Origin of the sequence: Leucobacter chromiiresistens, assembly GCF_001477055.1 — a bacterium.
GTDB lineage: Bacteria > Actinomycetota > Actinomycetes > Actinomycetales > Microbacteriaceae > Leucobacter > Leucobacter chromiiresistens_A.
On record NZ_LDRK01000035.1, the window covers coordinates 1 to 20699 of the forward strand.

At 72.6% G+C, this 20699-nt stretch carries 16 protein-coding genes; 6 read left to right on the forward strand and 10 right to left on the reverse strand.

Going from position 1 to position 20699, the window contains the following annotated elements; all coding sequences use genetic code 11:
* Nucleotides 1–85: 85 nt before the first annotated feature.
* Complete coding sequence (locus NS354_RS07050) at nucleotides 86–1399, forward strand: flavin monoamine oxidase family protein (RefSeq protein ID WP_058593866.1); 1314 nt, start codon at nucleotides 86–88, stop codon at nucleotides 1397–1399.
* A gap of 155 nt (nucleotides 1400–1554) precedes the next feature.
* Here NS354_RS07050 and NS354_RS07055 read toward each other — a convergent pair whose 3' ends face one another.
* The 9 genes from NS354_RS07055 to NS354_RS07095 all read right to left on the reverse strand — a co-directional run bounded on the left by NS354_RS07055 (nucleotide 1555) and on the right by NS354_RS07095 (nucleotide 10807).
* Nucleotides 1555–3168, reverse strand: a complete 1614-nt coding sequence (locus NS354_RS07055; protein ID WP_058593867.1) for an amidohydrolase — start codon at nucleotides 3166–3168, stop codon at nucleotides 1555–1557.
* Nucleotides 3169–3253: 85 nt separating this feature from the next.
* On the reverse strand, nucleotides 3254–4459 hold the full coding sequence (locus tag NS354_RS07060) for an NAD(P)/FAD-dependent oxidoreductase (protein WP_058593868.1): 1206 nt from the start codon (nucleotides 4457–4459) through the stop codon (nucleotides 3254–3256).
* A 4-nt stretch (nucleotides 4460–4463) separates the two neighbouring features.
* Nucleotides 4464–4823, reverse strand: a complete 360-nt coding sequence (locus tag NS354_RS07065) for a cupin domain-containing protein (protein ID WP_058593869.1) — start codon at nucleotides 4821–4823, stop codon at nucleotides 4464–4466.
* Between the two features lie 27 nt (nucleotides 4824–4850).
* Complete coding sequence (locus NS354_RS07070; protein WP_058593870.1) at nucleotides 4851–6221, reverse strand: NAD(P)/FAD-dependent oxidoreductase; 1371 nt, start codon at nucleotides 6219–6221, stop codon at nucleotides 4851–4853.
* A gap of 68 nt (nucleotides 6222–6289) precedes the next feature.
* Nucleotides 6290–7306 carry an ABC transporter ATP-binding protein gene (locus NS354_RS07075; RefSeq protein WP_058593871.1) on the reverse strand — a complete coding sequence of 339 codons (1017 nt, stop codon included), beginning with the start codon at nucleotides 7304–7306 and terminating at the stop codon, nucleotides 6290–6292.
* On the reverse strand, nucleotides 7290–8096 hold the full coding sequence (locus NS354_RS07080) for an ABC transporter permease (RefSeq protein ID WP_082677958.1): 807 nt from the start codon (nucleotides 8094–8096) through the stop codon (nucleotides 7290–7292). Before NS354_RS07080 ends, NS354_RS07075 begins: the two co-directional genes overlap by 17 nt.
* On the reverse strand, nucleotides 8096–8977 hold the full coding sequence (locus NS354_RS07085) for an ABC transporter permease (protein WP_010156029.1): 882 nt from the start codon (nucleotides 8975–8977) through the stop codon (nucleotides 8096–8098). The genes NS354_RS07080 and NS354_RS07085 overlap by 1 nt, the downstream gene beginning before the upstream one ends.
* Nucleotides 8978–8988: 11 nt before the next feature.
* Nucleotides 8989–10107: an ABC transporter substrate-binding protein gene (locus NS354_RS07090; RefSeq protein WP_058593872.1), complete on the reverse strand. Its 1119-nt coding sequence runs from the start codon at nucleotides 10105–10107 to the stop codon at nucleotides 8989–8991.
* A 121-nt stretch (nucleotides 10108–10228) separates the two neighbouring features.
* A complete protein-coding gene (locus tag NS354_RS07095) occupies nucleotides 10229–10807 on the reverse strand; it encodes a helix-turn-helix domain-containing protein (protein WP_010156027.1) in 579 nt (192 codons plus the stop codon).
* Nucleotides 10808–11216: 409 nt separating this feature from the next.
* On the opposite strand from NS354_RS07095, the gene NS354_RS07100 reads away from it, so the two are divergent.
* The 4 genes from NS354_RS07100 (at nucleotide 11217) to NS354_RS07115 (ending at nucleotide 17043) form a co-directional block, all read left to right on the forward strand.
* Nucleotides 11217–12569, forward strand: coding sequence for an MFS transporter (locus NS354_RS07100; RefSeq protein ID WP_058593873.1), 1353 nt, complete (start codon nucleotides 11217–11219; stop codon nucleotides 12567–12569).
* Nucleotides 12570–12738: 169 nt separating this feature from the next.
* Nucleotides 12739–13968, forward strand: coding sequence for a flavin monoamine oxidase family protein (locus NS354_RS07105; RefSeq protein ID WP_058593874.1), 1230 nt, complete (start codon nucleotides 12739–12741; stop codon nucleotides 13966–13968).
* 292 nt (nucleotides 13969–14260) lie between these two features.
* The gene (locus NS354_RS07110; RefSeq protein ID WP_241490411.1) at nucleotides 14261–16123 is read left to right on the forward strand and encodes a phospho-sugar mutase; all 1863 of its coding nucleotides are present in this window, start codon (nucleotides 14261–14263) and stop codon (nucleotides 16121–16123) included.
* Nucleotides 16120–17043, forward strand: a complete 924-nt coding sequence (locus tag NS354_RS07115; RefSeq protein WP_058593875.1) for an ADP-dependent NAD(P)H-hydrate dehydratase — start codon at nucleotides 16120–16122, stop codon at nucleotides 17041–17043. The genes NS354_RS07110 and NS354_RS07115 overlap by 4 nt, the downstream gene beginning before the upstream one ends.
* 28 nt (nucleotides 17044–17071) lie before the next feature.
* Here the strand turns inward: NS354_RS07115 and NS354_RS07120 are convergent, their stop codons facing one another.
* Nucleotides 17072–18379: a thymidine phosphorylase gene (locus tag NS354_RS07120; protein WP_058593876.1), complete on the reverse strand. Its 1308-nt coding sequence runs from the start codon at nucleotides 18377–18379 to the stop codon at nucleotides 17072–17074.
* Nucleotides 18380–18939: 560 nt separating this feature from the next.
* Here NS354_RS07120 and NS354_RS13880 point away from each other — a divergent pair.
* A complete protein-coding gene (locus tag NS354_RS13880; RefSeq protein ID WP_193750726.1) occupies nucleotides 18940–20655 on the forward strand; it encodes a sigma-70 family RNA polymerase sigma factor in 1716 nt (571 codons plus the stop codon).
* Nucleotides 20656–20699: the final 44 nt, after the last annotated feature.

Consider the following 20699-nt stretch of genomic DNA (forward strand, 5'->3'; position numbering starts at 1 on the left):
GCAGCGCGGCCGCACCGCGGGGCGCACTGCCGCGCCCCGCTGAGCGCCGATAGGATCGGGGCAACGAGCACTCGAGGAGGAGCGCATGGAGTCGGTCGACGTCGTCGTCATCGGAGCGGGCTTCGCGGGGCTGATCGCCGCGCGAGAGTTGGGCGCGGCGGGCCTGAGCGTCGTGGTGCTCGAGGCGCGCGATCGCGTGGGCGGGCGCACCTGGACCGACCGCCGCTTCGGGCACGACCTCGAGCTCGGCGGCACCTGGGTGCACTGGGTGCAGCCGCACACCTGGGCCGAGATGACCCGGTACGGCCGAGACATCGAGCGCAGCCCGAGCGCCGAGGAGGCGTACTGGCGCGACGCCGACGGAACCGCGAGAACCGGCACCATCGCCGCGTTCATGGCGGTGATCGCCGACGGGCAGCAGGGCATCATCGACGATGTGGGCACCGCGATCCCCCGCGGCGTCGACCCCACGAGCGGGGGCATCGCCGAGCTCGACGCGCTCACGGTGCAGGATCGCATCGACGCCCTCGGGCTCGCCCCCGAGGCGCGCGCCGCGAACGAGTCGGTGTGGGTGGGGCACGTGAACGCCCCGCTCGATCAGGTCGGCCTGTCGAGCGCCCTCCGCTGGGTGGCCGCGACGGGCGGCCATTGGCAGCTGATGCACGAGGCGTCGGCGACGTACCGGGTGGTGGGCGGCATGAGCGCGTTCACGGCCGAAATCGCGCGCGACGTGCGGGGCGACGTGCGCCTGGGGGCGACGGTGGCGGCCGTGACGCAGGTCGCCGGCGGCGCGGATGCCGGCGCGGTGGTCGAGCTGGTCGACGGGTCGCGGATCCGCGCCCGCCGCGTCGTCTCCACGCTCCCGGCGAACGCACTCTCGACGATCGCCTTCGACCCGCCGCTGCCCGAGGCGTGGCGGCGGCTCGGCGAGGAGCGCGTCGCGTCGCGGGGCACGAAGGCGTGGATTCGCGCGCGCGGGCATGTGCCGCGGTTCTTCGCCTACGCGAGTCAGCACGACCCGCTGTCGGTGCTCAAGGCCGAGTTCTACGGCTCCGACGACGACGGCGAATACACGCTGCTCGTCGCGTTCGGGCCCGATCACACTCGGCTCGATCTCGACGACGTCGCGGCGGTGCAGGCGGCGGTCGACGCCTTCCGCCCGGGCATCGAGGTGACCGCCGCCACCGGTCACGACTGGATGACCGACCCGCTGTCGCAGAACACCTGGATGACGCACCGGCCCGGCCAGCTCACCCGGTACCTCGCCGATCTGCAGCGCCCGCACGGTGCGGTGCACTTCGCGACGACCGACAACGCCGACCTGTGGGGCGGCTTCGTCGACGGCGCGATCGAGAGCGGGCTGCGCGAGGCTCGCAGGATCGCGGCCGCGCTCGCCTGACCGGCGAGCCCGGCCACGCCCCAACTTTCTCCCTCCCCCTCCTCCTTACGGAGCGGGGTCGCTTCTGGTGCGTGTCGCGCGCGCAACACGCACGGAAAGCGACCCCGCTCGCAAGCGGGAGAGCGACCCCGCTCGCAAGACGGAGGGGTGCCCGCTTACGCCTCGTGCACCACCCGGCCGTCGACGACGGTCAGCGTGATGGGCACCGCGGGCAGCGCGTCGGCGTCGGTCTCGACGGGGTCGGCGCCCCACACCGTCAGGTCGCCCACCGCGCCGATCGCGATGACGCCCCGGTCGGCGTGACCGCGCGCCCGTGCGGGCCACAGCGTGTACGCGAGCAGCGCCTCCTCGCCGGTGAGCCGCTGCGCCGGTTCGAACACGTTCGCCGACGGGTCGCCCGGGGTGTGCCGCCCGCGCGCCCACGCCATGCCGATCCGCGGGTCGTACTGCGCCACCGGCCAGTCCGATCCGAGCACGAGCGTCGCGCCGGCGTCGAGCACGTCGCGCACCCGGTAGCCGGTGCTGTTGCGCCCCTCGCCGAGCCGCTTCGCCCAGGTATCACTGCCGTCGGAGGATCGCCACTGCATGTGCAGGGGCTGCATCGAGGCGGTCGCTCCGCTGCCGCGCAGCTGCTCGACGTCGGCGTCGGAGAGCACTTCGAGGTGCTCGATGGAGTGGAACGGGAGTCCGTCGCGCTCGGGGAGCGACGCGTAGACGTCGAGCACCCGGCTGACGGCGTAGTCGCCGACCGCGTGAGTGGCGATGAGCATGCCCGCGTCGTGGTAGGCGCGCACCACCTCTCCGTAGCGCTCCCATGACGGCCAGAAGGCGGCGCGCCCGTCGCCGCACGCGTCGGGCTCGTGCAGCCAGGCGGTGCCGGTGTCGATGACGCCGTCGCTGAAGAGCTTGATGGCGCCGGTCTGCCAGAGGCGGCCGGCGCGATCCTTCGCGGCGATGACGCGCTCCACGTCTGCGTCGGTGTCGCCCACGGCGTGCCAGTGGTGCACGGTGAGGCGGTGATCCAGCTCGCCCCGCTCCTCGAGCTCGGCGAGCAGTTCGACCGTGGCGTCCTTCCCGTCCATGATCGCCCCTCCGGTGAGCCCGACCGAGGCGAGGCGGCGGAACATGTCGCGCAGCGCGTCGCGCTCCTCGTCGTGCGCGGGCTTCGGCGCGGCGTCGAACACGAGGTTGTAGGCGGTGGGCTCGCGCAGCTCCCCGGTCGGGTTTCCGGCCGCGTCGACGACGATCTCGCTCGCATCGTCGAAGTCGCGGGCACCGGTGATGCCGGCTGCGGCGAGCGCCGGCGCCGTGGCGAGCCCGGTGTGCAGGTCGTAGCAGATGAGCGCGATGGGCCGGCCCGGGGCAGCGTCGGCGAGCAGGTCGCCGCGCAGTCCGGTGTGCTCGAATGCCTCGTACTCGAGGTTCCAGCCCCGCAGCCAGGCGCCCTCGGGCAGGCGCGCGTGCTCCGCCGCCAGTGCGGCGCGCAGCTCCTTGATCGTCTCGAGACCGCCGAGATCGAGGCCGGCAGTCACCGACGCCGCCCAGTGCGGGTGGGTGTGCGAGTCGAAGAGGCCGGGCGTCACAGTCGCCCCGGCGACGTCGCGGGTGTCGATGCCGAACTGCGCGGCGGCCTCGGCCACCTCCTCGTCGGTGCCGACGAGCTCGATGCGCCCGGCGCGGATGAGGATCGCGGTCGCGTCGGCGTCCTCCTCCGTGTTGCTGCGCAGCGACGCGCCGATCAGTGCGAGGTCGCCTCCGGTGTGCTCCATGGTGCTCCGTTCTGGTGATGATCGGTGGGCCGTGCGGGTGGCGGCGGGCTGAGTGCCTGCCGATGGGGCTGCAGTGGCGGCGGGCTCAGTGCCTGCCGATGGGGCTGTAGTGGCGGCGCGGGGCCGTCTCCGCGCCGAACCGGGTCGGGTCCCAGTGCCGGTCGAACTCCGCGTCGGAGGGGTCGCCCGCCACGAGCGCGGGGAGGTACTCCCCCATGAACGCAGCGTACTTGAATCCCTCGCCGGAGTCGCCGCAGGCGAGCACCACGGAGGGGTGGGTGCGCCCGATGATGAAGTCGCCGTCGCCGGAGTCGGTCCAGGTGCAGACCTGGGCGCCGAGCACGCGGGGAGCGATGGCGGTGAGGTCGCGCTCGACCCGGGCGCGGATGGTCTCGGTGCGCGCGGGGTCGGGGGTGCGGTCGAGGTCGTCGCCGAGCGTGCCGCCGGTGAGCGCGCGCAGTGGGCGATCGAGGCCGATCTTGTACCCGGCCGCGACGTTCGGCATCGCGTAGACGCCCGCCGAGTCGGGGCCGTCGGCGGCGGGCACCGCCTGCGGGCAGTCCACGAGCCCGGGGAGGTCGGGGGCGGGGGGCGCGGCCGCCGGGTCGCCCACGTAGACGACCTGCTCGATGTAGGGGGTGAGCGGCAGCGCGATGCCGAGGCCGGGCAGCAGCTCAGCCGTTCCCGGCCCGGCTGCGACGAGCACCTGGTCGGCGGTGCGGCTCGCGCCGTCCGCGAACCGCACGGTCGCCGAGCCGTCGCCCGGCTCGATCGCGGTGACGCGCGTCTGGGGCAGGTAGGCTCCCCCGGCGTCGACGAAGGCTGCGAGCGCTCGGTCGAGGAGGCGGTGGATGTGGACCACGCCCGCCTGCTCGACGTAGAGCGCGTCGCGGCCGTCGGGGCGCAGCCCGGCGAAGGCGTCCCCCACCCGGTCGGCGGCGATGCGCTCGACGGGTTCGCCGATCGCGGTGAGCGATGCGGCGACGGCGGGCAGGGAGGCGTCGTCGCGCCAGAGCAGCCCGGTGCGGCGGTGGACGGCCTCACCGAGCCGGTCGCCGAGGCGCTCCATCGCGTCGAGCGTGCCGCGCAGCGAGCGCGCCCGCCACGGCTGCGTGTCTGCCAGGCGCCACAGCCGCGTGCTGCCGCCGTTCGACGCCTCGGGGCCGCCCGGCGCGAAGCGCTCGATCAGGGTGACATTCCACCCGCGATCCTGCAGTCCGAGTGCGGCGGGGAGCCCCCAGGCGCCCGCCCCCACCACGATCGCCGACGGGCGACCCGCTCTCGTCGTCACGCGGTCAGTCCGCGATCGTGGTGAAGTGCTTGCGCAGCGGCTCGTGCACGCGCCAGACGCCGACCCAGCCCGAGGGCATGACCATCACGTCGCCGGGCCCGAACTCCTCGGGCTCCTCGCCGGCGACCTCGACGGTCACGCGGCCCGAGAGGATCGTGCAGATCTCGGTGTAGCCGACGCGCTCCGCGGTGAAGTCGCCCGGGGTGCACTCCCACAGCCCGGTCGTGATGCGGGCGTCGTCCCACACGGTGGCGGACGCCTCGGTCTGGCCCGCGGTCAGCGCGGTCGGTTTCGGCGCGTGGGCGCCGAGGTCGAGGGCGTCGGTGCCGTGCGCGGCGCGGGTGCGGACGGTGGTGGTGGTCATGCGTGATGCTCCTATGGGGTGAGGGGGTCAGTGCCGGCCGGTGACGACGTCGGCGATGTGCGCGATGGGCGAGGTCTGCGGGCGGCCCGCGAGTTCCGAGCGGTCGGCGAGCCCGTAGGCGGCGTAGAGGCCTTTCGTGGCGAGCCAGCGCAGCGGCTCCGGCTCCCACTTGCGCACGCGGTGGTTGACCCAGGGCAGCCCGGTGATCTCGGTGTCGTTGCCGAGGATGAGGTCGGCGATGGTGCGGCCGGCGAGGTTCGTCGACGTGACGCCCGTGCCCACGTACCCGCCGCCCCAGGCGATGCCCGTCGACCGGTCGAGCCCCACGGTCGCCGCCCAGTCGCGCGGCACGCCGAGCACGCCCGACCACACGTGGTCGATGGCGGCGTTGCGGGTCACCGGGAAGAAGCGGTGCAGGATCTCGCTGAGCGTCTCGACCGTCACCTCGGGCGTGCGGCCGTCGGTATCGGTCTTCGACCCGTACTGGTAGGGGACGCCGCGGCCGCCGATCGCGATGCGGTCGTCGGCGGTGCGCTGCGCGTACATGTAGACGTGCGCGAAGTCGCCGAGCACTTCGCCCTGGTTCCAGCGCAGCTCGTCCCACACGTCGGCGCCGAGCGGCTCGGTGGCGATGAGCGAGGAGTTCATCGGCAGCCAGAGGCGGTGCAGCCCCTTGAGGTTGGCGGTGAACCCCTCGGTGGCGCGCACCACGTACTCGGCGGAGACGGTGCCGTGCGTGGTGTGCACGCGGTGGGGGGCGATCTCGACGACGCGGGTGCGCTCGTAGATCTCGACGCCGAGGCGCTCCGCAGCGGCGGCGAGGCCCGCCACCAGCTTCGCCGGCTGGATGCGCGCGGCGTGCGGGTGCCAGACGGCTGCCCGGGTGTGGGCGACGTTGATCTTTGCCTGCGCCTCGGGCTGCTCGAGGAGTTCGAGGTCGGTGTGCTTCCACCGCTGCTCCGACGCGGCGAAGGCCCGCAGCCGCGACTCCTGCGCCGGCGTGTACGCGACCCCGAATTCGCCGCCGCGCTTGATGTCGGCGTCGATCCCCTCGGCCTCGGCGACGCGGATCACCTCGTCGACCGTCTCGTTCATGGCGCGCTGGAACCGCTCGACGGCGTCGCGCCCGTGGGTCTTCTCGTACTGCTCGCGGCCGCCCGTGACCGAGTTCGTCAGCCAGCCGCCGTTGCGGCCCGACGCGCCGTAGCCGGCGTGCCGCTGCTCGATGACGACGACCCGCAGCTCGGGGCGCTGCTGCTTCAGGTAGTACGCGGTCCAGAGGCCCGTGTACCCCGCGCCGACGATGGCCACGTCGGCGGTGAGGTTGCCGGGGAGGGCGGGGCGCGGGGTCGGTGCCCCGATCTGCTGCCACCAGTGGGAGACGTTGCCGTTGATCATGAGTATCGGTCTTTCTGCCGCATCGGGCGTCGTGGGGGAAGAGCGGGCCGGGTGGAGTCGGCCCGGTGTCAGCGCGGGAAGACGGAGGCCGAGCCGGGGTTCCAGCTGAGCCAGGCCGACTCGTTCTCACCGTGCAGCCAGTCGAGCCCCCGGTCGCCGCGCACGACGCCGGTCGAGCCGTCGGGCAGCACGATCTCGTACTTCCACCCCGAGCCCAGGTAGATCGCCTGCCGCACGGTCACGGGCACCGCGGGGCGGCCGGGCGCGGCTCCGTCGGCCGTCGCGTGGAGCTCGCCGTGCTCGGGGCGCACCACCGTGATCGTCGATCCGTCGTCACTCGTGATCTTCGTGGATTCGCCGATGAAGCCGGCGACGAAGAGGGAGGCGGGGCGCTCGTACAGATCCTCCGACGTGCCGACCTGCTCGATGCGGCCCTCGTTGAAGACGGCGATGCGATCGGACAGGGTGAGCGCCTCCTCCTGGTCGTGGGTGACGAAGACGAAGGTGCGGCCGACCTCGCGGTGCACGCGCCGCAGCTCGAGCTGCAGGCGCTCCCGCAGCTGCTTGTCGAGCGCGCCCAGCGGCTCGTCGAGCAGCAGCACCTTCGGTTCGAAGACGAGCGCGCGGGCGAGCGCCACGCGCTGCTGCTGCCCGCCCGAGAGCTCCTTCGGGTGACGCTCCTCGTACCCCTCGAGGCCCGCGGTGACGAGCGCCGCCCGGGCGCGGGCCGCGGCATCCGCCTTCGCCACCTTGCGCTGCTTGAGCGGGAACAGCACATTGTCGAGCACCGAGAGGTGCGGGAACAGGGCGTAGTGCTGGAACACGATGCCGAGGCCGCGCTTGTGCACGGGCACGTCGTCCATGCGCCGGCCGTCGATCTCGACGTACCCCTCGGTGAGATCGGTGAATCCCGCGATCAGGTTGAGCGTGGTCGTCTTCCCGGATCCCGATGGTCCGAGGAAGGTCATGAACTCGCCGGCCTCGACGCGCAGGGAGACGTCGTCGAGGGCGATGGACTTCGGGTAGTGCTTCGAGACTCCTGCGAGCAGGATCTCCGCACCGCGCTGGTTACGCTCGTCGGGCACGGTTTTTCCTTCCGGTCAGCACCAGCGCGCCGATCACGAGCACGGTGGTGAACACGAGAATGACGGTCGCGGCTGCGGCGAGCGTCGGGTCGGTATCGCGAGTGACACTCGCGTACATGAGCACTGGGAGGGTGTTGAGGTAGGGGCTCTTGATGAACAGGGAGAGCACGACCTCGTCGAACGAGGTGACGAACGCGAAGAGCGCCCCCGACACGATGCCGGGCACGATGTTCGGCAGCGTCACCGTGAGGAACGTCTTCAGTCGGCTCGCCCCCAGGCTGAGCGCGGCGAGCTCGAGCCGGTCGTCGAAGCCCGCGAATCCCGCGGTGATCGCGATCACCGTGAACGGCAGCGCGAGCACGGTGTGCGCGAGCACGAAGCCGATCACCGTGCCGACGAGGCCGAGCTTCAGGAAGACCGCGTAGATGCCGATCGCGACGACGATGCCCGGCACCACCATCGGGGCGAGCAGGCCGATGCGCAGCGTGGTCGACATCCGCTTGCTCGTGAGCGCCCGCAGCCCGAGCGCCGCGAGGAGCCCGAGCACCGTCGCGAGGAGCGCGACGAGCAGGCCGACGAGCAGCGAGTTGCTGAGCGCCGACGTCCACGCCCGGTTCGAGAAGAACGACTCGTACCACTGCAGCGACCAGGTCTCGGGCGGGAATGCGAACGACGCCTTGCCGGTGAAGCTCAGCGGGATCACCACGAGGGTGGGCGCGATGAGCCAGAAGGCCACCAGCACGCTGAACGCCCAGAGCACCACTCGGGTGGCGGGATGGATCTTGATCATCAGAACACCTCCACGGCGAGGCCCTTGCGCCGCGCCGATCTCACGATGAGACCGACCACGGCGAGCAGCAGGAACGTCGCGACGAGCAGGATCACGCCGAGCGCTCCGCCGCGGCCCCATTCGAGCAGACTGCTCACCTGCGCGTAGATCGCCTGCGCGAGCATGCTGTCCGACGGCGACCCGAGCAGCGCCGGGGTGACGTAGAAGCCGAGCGACTGGATGAACACCATCAGCGAGCCCGCCGCGATGCCCGGGATCGAGAGGGGGAGGAAGACCCGGAGGAACGCGACCGACGGACGCGCCCCGAGGGAGCGGGCCGCGGTGACGAGCCGGCCGTCGATGCCGCTCATCACGGCGTAGAGCGGCAGCACCATGAACGGCATGAGCACCTGACTCAGACCGATGAGCACGCCCGTGTTGCTGCGCAGCAGCTGGAAGGGCCCGATGCCGAGGAACTCGAAGAACGTGTTCACGACGCCGGAATCCTGCAGCAGCACGATCCAGGCGAAGGTGCGGATCATCAGCGAGGTCCAGAACGGGATCAGCGAGATCACCACGAGCGCGGCGCGCGCCCGGGGCCCGACCACGGTCATGAGGAACGCGTAGGGGTAGGCGAGCAGCAGGCAGATGACGGTCGCGAGGAACGCGTTGCCGAAGGTGCGGCCGAGGATCTCGAGATTCTGCGGGTTCTGCAGCGCCCAGGTGTAGTTGCCGAAGCCGAGCTCGGGTTCGCTGACGCTGCGCCACATGCTCTCGAACACCGGGTACGCGAACACTCCGAGGAGCAGCGCGTAGGCGGGGAGCAGGAGCAGCAGCGCCCGGGCGGGTGCGCGCCGCGAGGTGTTCGCGGCGCGCACCACGGGGAGGTTCGTGGTGGTCACGGGTTACCAGCTCATCCCTGCAGCCACGCCGTCCAGCGCTCGAGCTCGGAGTCGTAGTTCTCGGCCCACCACTGCGCGTCGGTCGCGACCATCTGATCGGCGATCGCCGGGTCGGTCACGAGGAACTCCTGGCCGAGCTCGTCGAGCTCGGGCTCGGCCTCGTCGTGCACCGGCGAGTAGGAGGTGAGCTCGGTGAGCTTCTCCTGCTGCTCCTTGCCGAGGTAGTAGTTGATGAACGCCATCGCGGCGTCGGGGTTCGCCGCGCCCTTCGGCACGCCGAGCGCCTCGACGATCTGCAGCGACTCGTTCCAGATCGGCCGGTAGTTGGCGCCGTTGGCGACGGCGGCGTACCCGCGGCCCGACCAGACGAGGGCCATGTCGGCCTCGCCCGACTCGATCATCTGCTGCGACTCGGCGCCCGTCTTCCAGTAGATGAGGTCGTCGCGGATGGTGTCGATGCGCTCGTAGGCGCGATCCATGTCGAGGGGGTACAGCTCGTCGGCGGCCACGCCGTCTGCGAGCAGGGCGCCCTCGTAGACGCCGGGGCCGACGTCTTCGAAGCCCGCGATCGCGCGCTTGCCGGGGAACTTCTCGGTGTCGAAGAAGTCCTTCCAGCCCGTCGGCGGGGTCGTGTAGGTGTCGGCGTTGTACAGGATCACGTAGCCGTACTGCATGGCGGGCACGTAGCAGTCGCCGACGAGGCCCTCGGGCACGTGCGACGTGTCGACGATCGACGTGTCGATGTCCATGAGCAGGCCCTCTTCGCCGCACTGCTTCTGGGCCCAGATGATGTCGGTGTCGACGACGTCCCAGGTGACGGCGTTGTTGTCGACCTGGGCCTTCACCTTCGCGTACTCCGTGGGGCCGTCCTCGAGCACGTTGGCGCCCGACTCCTCGGCGAACGGGCGGCCGACGGCCTCCATCTGCCCCTCCTGGAACACGCCGCCCCAGGAGACGAAGGTGAGGTTCATCCCGTCGAGGGCGCCCTCCTTCACGGTGCCGACCTCGGCGGGGCCGCTGCCGAGGTCGATGTCGGCGGCCGGCCCGGGCGCCGAGCAGCCGGCGAGCAGTGCCGCCGCTCCCAGCAGCGCCAGGCCCGACGTCAGTGTGCGGGCGGTTCGTGTGTTCATGATGCGTCCTCTCCGTTGATGGGTCATGCATGCGTTTCGCGCCTCGGCGCTGCGGTGACGCGGCCCGGCCGGCTGGCGGGCCGTGGGCCGGTGCGCGTCCCCGCGCCGGGGCGGTGGTCGTTCAGGTCGTGTGCGCGTCCTCCACCGGCGTGGGCGGGCTGTTGATCCAGATCACGCTCGCCGGGGCGCTCGATTCGTTGACGACGCGGTGGGGCACCGAGCTCAGGAACTCGATCGAGTCGTCGGCGCGCAGCGTGTACCGGTCGTCGCCGAGCTCGAGCACGATCTCGCCGGCGGTCACGACGAGCATCTCCTGCGACTGACCGTGCGTGTAGAAGTCGGCCCCGGTCGAGCCGCCGGGCGCGAAGTGGCCGGCGTAGACCTCGAGGTTGCGCAGCGGCGGCAGCGAGAGCACGTACTTGTCGGCGCCCTCGAGGGGCAGCGTCGGCCGGTCGGCGGCGCGCAGCACGCCTCGCGTGTGGGCGAGCTTGTCGTCGAGCAGCTGCGCGGGCGAGACGCCGAGCGCGATGGCGATCTTGCGCAGCGAGGCGACGCTCGCGTTCGTGCGAGCGTTCTCGAGCTGGCTCAAGAAGCTGGAGCTGACTCCGGCGCCTGCGGCGAGCGCGCGCAGGCTCATGCCGCGCACCTCGCGCAGCGCCGCTACTCGTCGCCCGAGCTCGAGCGCGTCATCTGCCGACATGGGTTCCTCCTCGAACCGCTGTACCGCACCAGTGCGGATACTGAACAGTGCGTTCAGTCGATTTCGTCCCACCGTACAGTCTCGCTTCGCACCGCGCAACGGGCGATACGCGTTCGTGACCTTCGATGCAGAGTCGGGCCCGCGAAAGGTCAATAGCGTGCGCTATCCGCCCCGATTCCGCACTTCACCGACCGCTCGTGGGTGACGTTCGCGGCGAAACTCCCGCACGAGCACCTGGTGATCCATTCGGCGCTCCGAAGCCTCTGCGCGGAGACCCGGTGTGAAACGCGCGCGAATCGCGCGTATCATTACGGGGTCCGCCACAAGCAGACACGCCCGACGTCGCGCACTGAGCCCGATCCGGGTCTGAGTTGCTCGCACACACGCACTCCTTCTCGAAAGCCGCACTGTGTCAGCCACCACCTCCCCTCCGTCGACCCAGCCCCGCAATTCGCGCTCCCGCGTGATTCTCGCGAGCCTCGTGGGCACGACCATCGAGTTCTACGACTTCTACGTCTACGCCACCGCGGCGGTGCTCGTCTTCCCGCACCTGTTCTTCCCGTCCGACAACGAGACGACGGCGCTGCTCGCCTCGTTCGCGACCTTCGGCGCGGCGATGCTCGCCCGCCCGGTCGGTGCGATCTTCTTCGGCCACCTCGGCGACCGTCTCGGCCGGAAGACCACGCTCGTCGCCTCGCTGCTCACGATGGGCATCGCGACGTTCGCGATCGGCCTCCTGCCGACGCACTCGCAGATCGGCGTCTGGGCTGCGGTGCTGCTGCTCATCATGCGCCTCGCGCAGGGCTTCGCGCTCGGCGGCGAGTGGTCGGGTGCGGCGCTCGTCGCGACCGAGAACGCGCCGGCGGGCAAGCGCGCCTGGTACGGCACGTTCCCGCAGCTCGGCGCCCCCATCGGCTTCATCATCGCCAACATGCTCTTCTACCTGATCAACCACCTGCTCGCCGACCCGGCGACCCCCGGGCAGCCCTCGGCGGCGTTCCTTGAGTGGGGCTGGCGCATCCCGTTCCTCTTCTCGGCCGTGATGGTCGTCGTCGGCCTCTGGGTGCGCCTCAAGCTCGTCGAGTCGCACGCGTTCGAGCAGGCGAAGCAGTCGGGCGGCGTGAAGCGCATGCCGATCGCGGAGGCTTTCAAGTTCCACTGGAAGGGCCTCATCCTCGGCACGTTCGCGATGCTCGCGACCTACGTGCTGTTCTACCTGATGACGTCGTACACGCTGACCTACGGCACGCGGCCGACCGACGCCGACGTGCCGGGCGCGGGCTACACCTACAACGCGTTCATCCTGATGCTGGTGTTCGGCGTCGTGTTCTTCGGCATCTTCACGCTCGTCTCCGGCCCGCTCGCCGACCGCTTCGGCCGCCGCAAGACGCTGCTCGTGGTGACCGGCGCGATCGTGCTGTTCGGCCTGCTGTTCGTGCCGCTGCTCGGCGGCGGCAGCACGCCGATGGTCATGTTCTTCCTCGCACTCGGCTTCACGCTGATGGGGCTGACGTTCGGGCCGATGGGCGCGTTCCTGCCCGAGATGTTCCCCACGAACGTGCGGTACACCGGTTCAGCGGTGGCGTACAACGTGTCGTCGATCCTCGGCGCCGCCCTCGCCCCGATCGTGGCCGTCTGGCTGTGGGGTCTCGCCGACGGCAGCCCGCTGCTCGTCGGCCTGTACCTCTCGGGCGCGGGCCTCATCACGTTCGTGGCGCTGCTGCTCTCGAAGGAGACGAAGCACGTCGACATCGACGCCTGATCCGGCCGCTCCTGCGGCCACTCGGACGGCCCGCGCGCATCGCTCACCCCGATGCGCGCGGGCCGTCGCCGTTGCGCGACGCATGCGGCGACTGTACAGTGAGCGGCAGATCACTGAACGCAGCGTTCAGCGAGGTCAGGCGCGAGCCGGGTTCGAGGAGGAACAGGGAATGGACGTCGTCGTCATCGGAGCCGGTCTCGCGGGCCTCACGGCCGCATGGGAGCTCGAGAAGGCCGGCCATCGGTGCACGGTGCTCGAGGCGAAGGATCGCGTGGGCGGTCGCACGTGGTCCGCGCGTCTCGGCAACGGGGAGATCACGGAGCGCGGCGGCGAGTACATCTTCCCGACGGAGTTCCCCATTCGGCGGCTGGCCGCGGAGGTGGGCGTGCCCATCCTCTCGCACAACGTGCGCTACGGCCGCCGCACGGTGAACGGACGCGTGATCACGTTCGCCGAGCTCGGAGCGACGGTCGCACTGGTGGCCAATACGCTGCGCGACATGATCGCCGACGGAGAGACGCGGGTGCCGCTGGAGCGCGCATTCGCGGAGGCCCTCGGCCCCGATTACCGCCTCGACCCCGTCTACCGGCGCACCACCACGTCTGCGGCGGCGGACCCGAACCTCATCAGCGCCGAGGCCGTGCTGCTGCGCGACGAGTCGACGTTCAGCGGCTACGTCGAAGACGGGGGCCGCCTGGTCGGCGGCAACCAGAGCCTGTCGATCGAGATCGCGCGCCGCATGGGCGACCGGGTGCGCCTCGAGCATCCCATCACCGGGGTCGACCAGACCGCCGACGGCGTGCAGGTGACGCTCGCCGACGGCGGACGCGTCGACGCGGATGCCGCGGTGCTCGCGGTGCCGCTGCCGGTGCTGCGCGATCTCGAGCTCGGGTTCTCGCTGCCCGACGACCAGCAGCGCGCCCTCGACCACCGCTTCATGGCCGTCGCCGCGAAGCTCGGCGTGCCGTTCTCGCGCGTCGACGACGACATCGCGCTGCAGAACGCCGAGCACACGTGGTGGTCGTGGCGATCGCTGTCGGTCGACGGGGAGCACCGCATCAAGGCGCTGTCGTCGTTCGCGGGCGGTCCGTTCGCGCTCGACGCGCTCGACGTGGCCTCGGGGCCGGCGGGCTGGGTGCGGGAGCTGCGGCGCATGCGCCCCGAGCTCGAGATCGAGGGCGACGTGCTGCTCACCACCTGGGCCGACGACCCCTTCACCCGCGGGTCGTACACGGCGGCCGGTCTCGACTGGGATCCGGCCGACGTGCGGGCGTTCGACCGCCCGGCGGGGCGCGTCGCCATCGCGGGCGAGCACACCGGCCTGGCGCAGTCGCTCTCGGGCGCCGTGGCCTCCGGGTACCGGGCCGCGGCCGCGCTCGGTCAGCACCTCTCGGCGTGAGCGCTGAGCGCTCGCAGGTGCAGCGCCGAGCGCTCCGCGTGAGCGCCTAGCGCTCGCAGGTGCAGCGCTCCTCCTTCGCGAAACCGGCGAGGGCCTCCTCGACGTGCAGCCCGCACCCCGACCAGGTCGCCTTGTTGCAGGTGGAACAGCGAACGGGTGAGCACATGCGGGCTTCCTCTCGACGTGGATCGCCCGGGTCTCGAGCGCGCCCACCATCATCGCACGGCGGCATGATCCCCGCCCGGGAGTGATAGCTTGAGACCTGCTGTACCAGGGGAAGGGAGCTGCCGACATGGCTGAGACCGGGATGGGATCGCCGCGGAGAGCGCGGGCATCGGATGCGTCGCAGCAGGCGCAGTCCGAGGAGGCGCCGACGAGTGCGGAGCTGGAGGCGATCATCGCCGAGGCGACCGCGTGGGCGGATGCCGACATCGACGCGAGCACGCGGGCCGAGGCGCGAGCGCTGATCGAGCGCGCGTCCGCGGGCGACGCGGACGCCGTCTCCGAGCTCCGCTCCGCGTTCGGCGGCCGCCTGGCGTTCGGCACGGCCGGGCTCCGCGGGCGCCTCGGCGCCGGCCCGAAGCGCATGAACCGGGTCGTCGTCTCGCAGACCTCCGCCGGTTTCGCCGCCTTCCTGTGGGAGGAGGCGAAGCAGCGGGGCGCCGCCGATGCCCCATCCGTGGTGATCGGGTACGACGGCCGCATCGGGTCGGCGGTGTTCGCCCGCGACACGGCAGAGGTGATGAGCGGCGCGGGCGTCTCGACGTATCTGCTGCCCGAGGCGGGCCCCACGCCGCTCACCGCGTTCGCGGTGCGCCACCTCGACGTGTCGGCGGGCGTGATGATCACGGCGAGCCACAATCCTCCGCGCGACAACGGCTACAAGGTGTACCTCGGCGACGCCGACGCCGGATCGCAGATCGCCCCGCCCACCGATGCTGCGATCGCCGCGCACATCGATCGCGCCGCAGCCGACCCGGTGGCCGAGCTGCCGCGCGGGCACGGGTACTCGGTGCTGGGCTCCGGCGTCGCCGACGCCTACGTGGCGGAGACGTCGGCCGCCGTGCTCGCGGGCCTGCCCCAGCGCCCGGACGCGCCGGGGGTGGCCCTCGGCTCCGACACCGACCTCCGGGTGGTCTACACCGCGATGCACGGCGTGGGCGCCGAGCTCGCCCAGCGCGTCTTCCTCTCCTCCGGCCTGCCGCGGGTGACGCCCGTGCGCGAGCAGCTCCTCCCCGACGGCCGCTTCCCGACGGTCGACTTCCCGAACCCCGAGGAGCCCGGCGCGCTCGATCTTGCGTACCGCACCGCGCGGGCGGCGAGCGCCGACCTCATCGTGGCCCACGACCCCGATGCGGATCGTCTCGCGCTCGCCGCCCCGCACCCCGCCGAGGCCTCGGGGTACCGTCGCCTGACCGGCAACGAGCTGGGGCTGCTGCTCGGGTGGCGCGCCGCCGAGCGGGCGGTCGCGGAGGCGCAGCAGCGCGAGGTCGCGGTGCGGGGAGCGCTCGCCTGCACCATCGTGTCGTCGCCCGCCCTGCGCGCCGTCGCCGCCGCCTACGGTCTCGACTACGCCGAGACGCTGTCGGGGTTCAAGTGGGTGTCGCGCGTGCCCGAGCTCGTCTTCGGGTTCGAGGAGGCCCTCGGGTATTTGATCCACCCCGCCGTGGTGCGCGACAAGGACGGCATCTCGGCGAGCGCCGACGCGATCGCGATGGTGCGCGAGCTCGCCGCGGAGGGGCGCACGATCTGGGATCGCCTGGACGAGGCGAGTGAGCGGTTCGGACACTTCGCGAGCGGCCAGGTGACGCTGCGGCTCCCGTCGATGGCGGCCGCATCCGCGCTCGCAGCCCGAGTGCGGCGGGATCCGCCCGTCGAGCTCGGCGGCGCCCGGGTCGCCGATGCGCGTGATCTGCTCGTCCCCGGCGCCGCGGAGGTGCCCGCCGACGTGCTGCGCTACGGCCTCGCCGACGGATCGCGCGTCATGATCCGTCCGAGCGGCACGGAGCCGAAGCTGAAGGTGTACCTCGACACGTTCAGCGACGTCGGCGCAGCACCGGAGCGGCGGGCCGCCGCGGAGGGCGCGCTCGGCGATCTGGAGCGCTCGGTGCGGTCGTACCTGGAGGGGCTGCAGGCGGAAGCGGCATCGGCGTGACCGAGCGCTGGGGGGAGCTCGACGCCGCGGCGACGCTGCGACCGCCCGGCCCGGGCGACGACAAGTACCGGCGGGGCGTGCTCGGGGTGCGCACCGGCGCGGCGCACTACCCCGGCGCGGCGGTGCTCGGGGTGAGCGCCGCCTGGCGCACCGGAGTCGGCATGCTGCGCTACGTGCCGCCCGTCGACGACGCCGCTCCCCCGTTCGGGCTCCCGACTCCCGCCGCCGCGGTGCTCGCCGCGCGGCCCGAGACCGTGCTCGGCCCGCCGACCGGTCGACCGTGCGATGCGTGGCTCATCGGTTCGGGCACCGACGCGGCGACGCGCTCGGCGGCGGAGCTGCGCGACCTGCGTGCGCTGCTCGCGGGCGACGCCCCGATCGTGATCGATGCGGGGGCGCTGGATCTCGTCGCCGCAGGCGACGGCCGCACCGCGCCCGTGGTGCTCACCCCCCACGCCGGCGAGTTCGAGCGCCTCTGGCGATCCGCCCGACTCGGCGCTCTCCCCGACGACTGGGACGCGCACGGAACGGATGCCGGACCCCGCGCCCGCGCCGCCGCACGTCTCGCCGAGGCGCTCGACGCGACGGTGCTGCTCAAGGGTTCCGTGACGGTGTGCGTCTCGGCCGAGGGCTGGTCGCGACGCATCGGACCGGCGACCCCGTGGCTGGCGACCGCCGGCACCGGTGATGTGCTCGCGGGAATCCTCGGCGCGCTCGTCGCGGGGCGCGCGGCGGAGCTCCGCGACGACCCCGGGCTGCTGGGCCGCCTCGGCGCCACCGCTGCGCTGCTGCACGACCTTGCGGCCCGGTGCGCTTCAGCGGACGCGGGCGCCGACGGGTCGGGCAGGCCGATCGCGGCCGCAGACGTCGCCGCCGCGATCCCTCCCGCGTTCGCGGAACTCGCCTCGCAGCGCCGCTGAGCCCGGCGAAGCCGACTGCAGCGCCGCTCTACTCGTCGGCGGTGATGCGGCCCGCCACGAGCGGCCGGGGCTCGGGCGCGCCGGCGCCCAGCTCCACGGCGCCGCGCAGCGCCTCGAGCCCGCGCGACATGCGGCCCTCGTGGTCGCAGGCCGCCACGAAGAGGACGTCGCCGGCGCGCACCCGGTCTCCCGGCCGCACGAGCACCTCGACGCCCGCGGCATGATCGACGGGATCGCCCGGCCGGGCCCGCCCGGCACCGAGACGCCACGCTCCGACGCCGACCGAGCGCGCATCGACCCGCTGCACCGTGCCGTCGGTCTCGGCCCGCACGATCTCGCGCTCGCGCGCCTCGGGGAGCGCCGCGAGCGGGTCGCCGCCCTGCGCAGCGATGAGCCGTCGCCACGCATCCATCGCGCGCCCGTCGCGCAGCGCGGGAGCCGGATCGATGTGCGGCATTCCGGCCAGCGCGAGCATCTCCCGCGCCAGCGCGAGGGTGAGCTCGACGACGTCCGCCGGTCCGCCCCCGCCGAGCACCTCCACCGCTTCCCGCACCTCGTTCGCGTTGCCGACGGCGCGCCCCAGGGGCGCATCCATGTCGGTGAGCAGCGCGACGGTGCGCAGCCCCGAATCCGCCCCGAGCCGTACCATCGTCGTCGCGAGCTCCCGGGCGTCCGCGACCTCGGGGAGGAAGGCTCCCGAGCCGAACTTCACGTCGAGCACGAGGCCGTTCGCGCCCTCCGCGATCTTCTTGCTCATGATCGAGGAGGCGATCAGCGGCACGGCGGCGACGGTGCCCGTCACATCTCGGAGGGCGTACATCTTGCGATCCGCCGGGGCGAGGCCGGAGCCCGCCGCGCAGATCACCCCGCCGACGTCGGTGAGCATCGCGACCATCTCGTCGTTCGTGAGCGACGCCCGCCAGCCCGGAATCGACTCGAGCTTGTCGAGCGTGCCTCCCGTATGCCCGAGGCCGCGCCCCGAGAGCTGCGGCACGGCGACGCCCAGCGAGGCCAGCAGCGGCACCAGCGGCAGGGTGATCTTGTCGCCGACGCCCCCCGTCGAGTGCTTGTCGATCGCGGGGCGGCCGAGCGCGGTGAAGTCCATCCGCTCCCCGCTCGCGATCATGGCCGCCGTCATCGCGCGGATCTCCTCACGATCCATGCCGCGGATCACGATCGCCATGAGCAGCGCACTCATCTGCTCCGGGGCGACGGCACCCCGTGTGAACGCATCGATGAGCCACGAGATCTCGTCAGGGTCGAGCGGCCTCCCGTGGCGCTTCGCGGTGATGAGGTCGACGACGTCGTGCGGTTCGACCGCGCGCTGCTGCTCCATGCCTCCAGCGTAGACCGGCCCGGCTCGCGAGCGCGGTGCCGAGCGCCAGCGCGGCGCCGAGGCAGATGAGCGCTTCGCCCGACTCCGCCGGCGCCCGCGTCTCCTCCGCGGCGGGGGCCGCGATCGCGAGTGCCGCCGAGCCGAGGAGTGCGGCGGCGATCACCAGCGCGGCCGCGACGCTGCGCGCCCAGGTGGCGATTCGGCAGCGGCGGTGGGCGTGGCTGAGCGGCATGGGGTACTCCAAGGGGCGTGCGGGTTCGTGGCCGGCGAGCGCTGCGGCTGGCGCCGAGCGAGGCCGGATCGCCCGGCTCCCGCCTCGGGGTACTCCTGGGGTTTGGGGGTGAGGCGGAAACCGGGCTTGCCTCTGAGACGCGAGAAGCCTTGAATCGTGACGCGCGTTTGCCGAAGCTTCTGCGAAATCGAGCCCCCGACTCGGTTTTCTCGCCGATTCGGCGCATACTATGTGTCGGGGGTTTCGTCGCGGCAGGAGCGCGGCGTCACGGGAACGCGTGCGCGCGAGTCCCGACCATTGGGGTACGCGCACGACGAGGAGACCCCGAATGCTTGACCCAGTGCTCGCCGACCTCACCGACGCGGAGCTGCTCGAGACGACGCGCGGGGGAGACACCTCGGCCTTCGCCGTGCTCTGGAAGCGGCACAGCGGAGCGGGACTCGTCGCCGCCCGTCACCTCGGTTCCGCGTCGTCGGCCGACGACATCGTCTCGGAGGCGTACCTGCGCATCCTCGAGCTCGTGCTCGCGGGCCGCGGCCCGCAGGGCGCGTTCCGCCCCTACCTCTACCGCACGATCCAGTCGATCGCGGCCGACGCCTGGCGTCGGCCGGAAGACGCGAAGGACGACTTCGATCACCTTCCCGACGACGGGAAGGTCGCGCCGTGGCACGATGACGCCTTCGACCGGGACGCGGCCGCTCGCGCCTTCGGCACGCTCAACGAGCGGTGGCAGGCGGTGCTCTGGTACACCGAGGTCGAGAACCTGCCGCCGCGCGAGGTGGCCCGTATACTCGGGCTCACCCCGAACGGCGTCTCCGCGCTCGCGAAGCGCGCCCGCGAGGCGCTGCGGTCGGCCTGGGTGGAGGCGCACGTCAGCCGGGAGCTGCGCGACGCGGAGTGCCGCACGACGCTCGGGCATCTGCAGCGCTACCAGCGCGGCAAGCTCACCGCCGCGGCGAGCCGCCAGGTCGAGGCGCACCTCGACTCGTGCGAGAGCTGCACCCGCGTCGCCGCCGAGTACACCGTGCTCAACCGGCAGCTCGCGCTCGTGCTCGTCGGCATTCTGCTCGGCGGCGGCACGGCGTACGGTTTCCTCGGCGGCGCGGGCGCTGCGGCACCGGCGATGGCGGCCGGATCCGGGGAGCAGAGCGCCGGGGCGGGCGCCTCGGGCGCGGGTTCGGCCGGAGCCTCGGCCGGCACCGTCGCGGGCGGCGGCATCTTCGGCGGCGCATCGGCGGCGCTCCTCATCGCCGCAGCGACGGCCGCGGCGCTCGTGGTCGGCGGCGGCGTCGTCCTGCTCTCGCGAACCTCGGATGCGGCGAGCACGCCTGCGGTCGCCGCCGAATCGGTCGCCGCGGCCGATTCGGACGCCGAGGCCGGTACCGACGCCGGTGAGCGGCGGGAGCCGGAAGCGGACGAGCCGCGTACGCCCCGCGACCCGGTCGAGGAGCGCGGCGATGATGGGGCCGGCGGCGCGGGCGCCGATGCGGGCGGGACCCCGGTCTTCATCGACGTTCCGGTGACGGAGGTCGCCCCTCCCGTCGAGCCGCTCGCGCCCTCGGGCGGAGCTCCGCCGCGCCCCGCGCCGCAGCCCGAACCCGGGCCGGGGGCGCAGCCCGCGCCGAAGCCCGAACCCGGTCCGGGACCCGGCCCGCAACCCGAGCCCGAACCGCAGCCCGAGCCCGAACCCGAACCCGAACCGCAGCCCGACCCGTTCGCCCCCACCGACCTGCGCTGGGCGCGGTGCTTCGACGGGCGGATCTACATCGAGGGCCGCTCGGAGTTGCACGGCGCCCTCGTCGTCGCCCGGGTGGTCTCAGGAGACCAGGCCGTCGAGCACGACGAGCAGATGCTGGTGCTCGGCGACGGCCGCTGGTACACGAGCTCGCCGATCGTGCTCCCCGAGCCGACGCCCGATGGCGGCCCCGCGACCATCGAGGTGCAGCTCAGCGCCGATGCGGAGCGAGTATCGGCCTGGACCCCGCTGCCGCTCGACCCCTCGACCGAGCTCGGCGCCGTTCCCTCCCAGTGCTTCACGTTGTAGCGCTGGAGCGCTGGAGCGCTGCAACGGAGCAGTCCTGCAGCCCT

What these genes read in the sequence shown, in the direction of transcription:
- NS354_RS07090 (WP_058593872.1), bottom strand. Translation starts at nt 10,107, where the DNA reads ATGAACACACGAACCGCCCGCACACTGACGTCGGGCCTGGCGCTGCTG.
- NS354_RS13880 (WP_193750726.1), top strand. Translation starts at nt 18,940, where the DNA reads ATGCTTGACCCAGTGCTCGCCGACCTCACCGACGCGGAGCTGCTCGAG.
- NS354_RS07065 (WP_058593869.1), bottom strand. Translation starts at nt 4,823, where the DNA reads ATGACCACCACCACCGTCCGCACCCGCGCCGCGCACGGCACCGACGCC.
- NS354_RS07120 (WP_058593876.1), bottom strand. Translation starts at nt 18,379, where the DNA reads ATGGAGCAGCAGCGCGCGGTCGAACCGCACGACGTCGTCGACCTCATC.
- NS354_RS07055 (WP_058593867.1), bottom strand. Translation starts at nt 3,168, where the DNA reads ATGGAGCACACCGGAGGCGACCTCGCACTGATCGGCGCGTCGCTGCGC.
- NS354_RS07110 (WP_241490411.1), top strand. Translation starts at nt 14,261, where the DNA reads ATGGCTGAGACCGGGATGGGATCGCCGCGGAGAGCGCGGGCATCGGAT.
- NS354_RS07105 (WP_058593874.1), top strand. Translation starts at nt 12,739, where the DNA reads ATGGACGTCGTCGTCATCGGAGCCGGTCTCGCGGGCCTCACGGCCGCA.
- NS354_RS07070 (WP_058593870.1), bottom strand. Translation starts at nt 6,221, where the DNA reads ATGATCAACGGCAACGTCTCCCACTGGTGGCAGCAGATCGGGGCACCG.
- NS354_RS07050 (WP_058593866.1), top strand. Translation starts at nt 86, where the DNA reads ATGGAGTCGGTCGACGTCGTCGTCATCGGAGCGGGCTTCGCGGGGCTG.
- NS354_RS07080 (WP_082677958.1), bottom strand. Translation starts at nt 8,096, where the DNA reads ATGATCAAGATCCATCCCGCCACCCGAGTGGTGCTCTGGGCGTTCAGC.
- NS354_RS07095 (WP_010156027.1), bottom strand. Translation starts at nt 10,807, where the DNA reads ATGTCGGCAGATGACGCGCTCGAGCTCGGGCGACGAGTAGCGGCGCTG.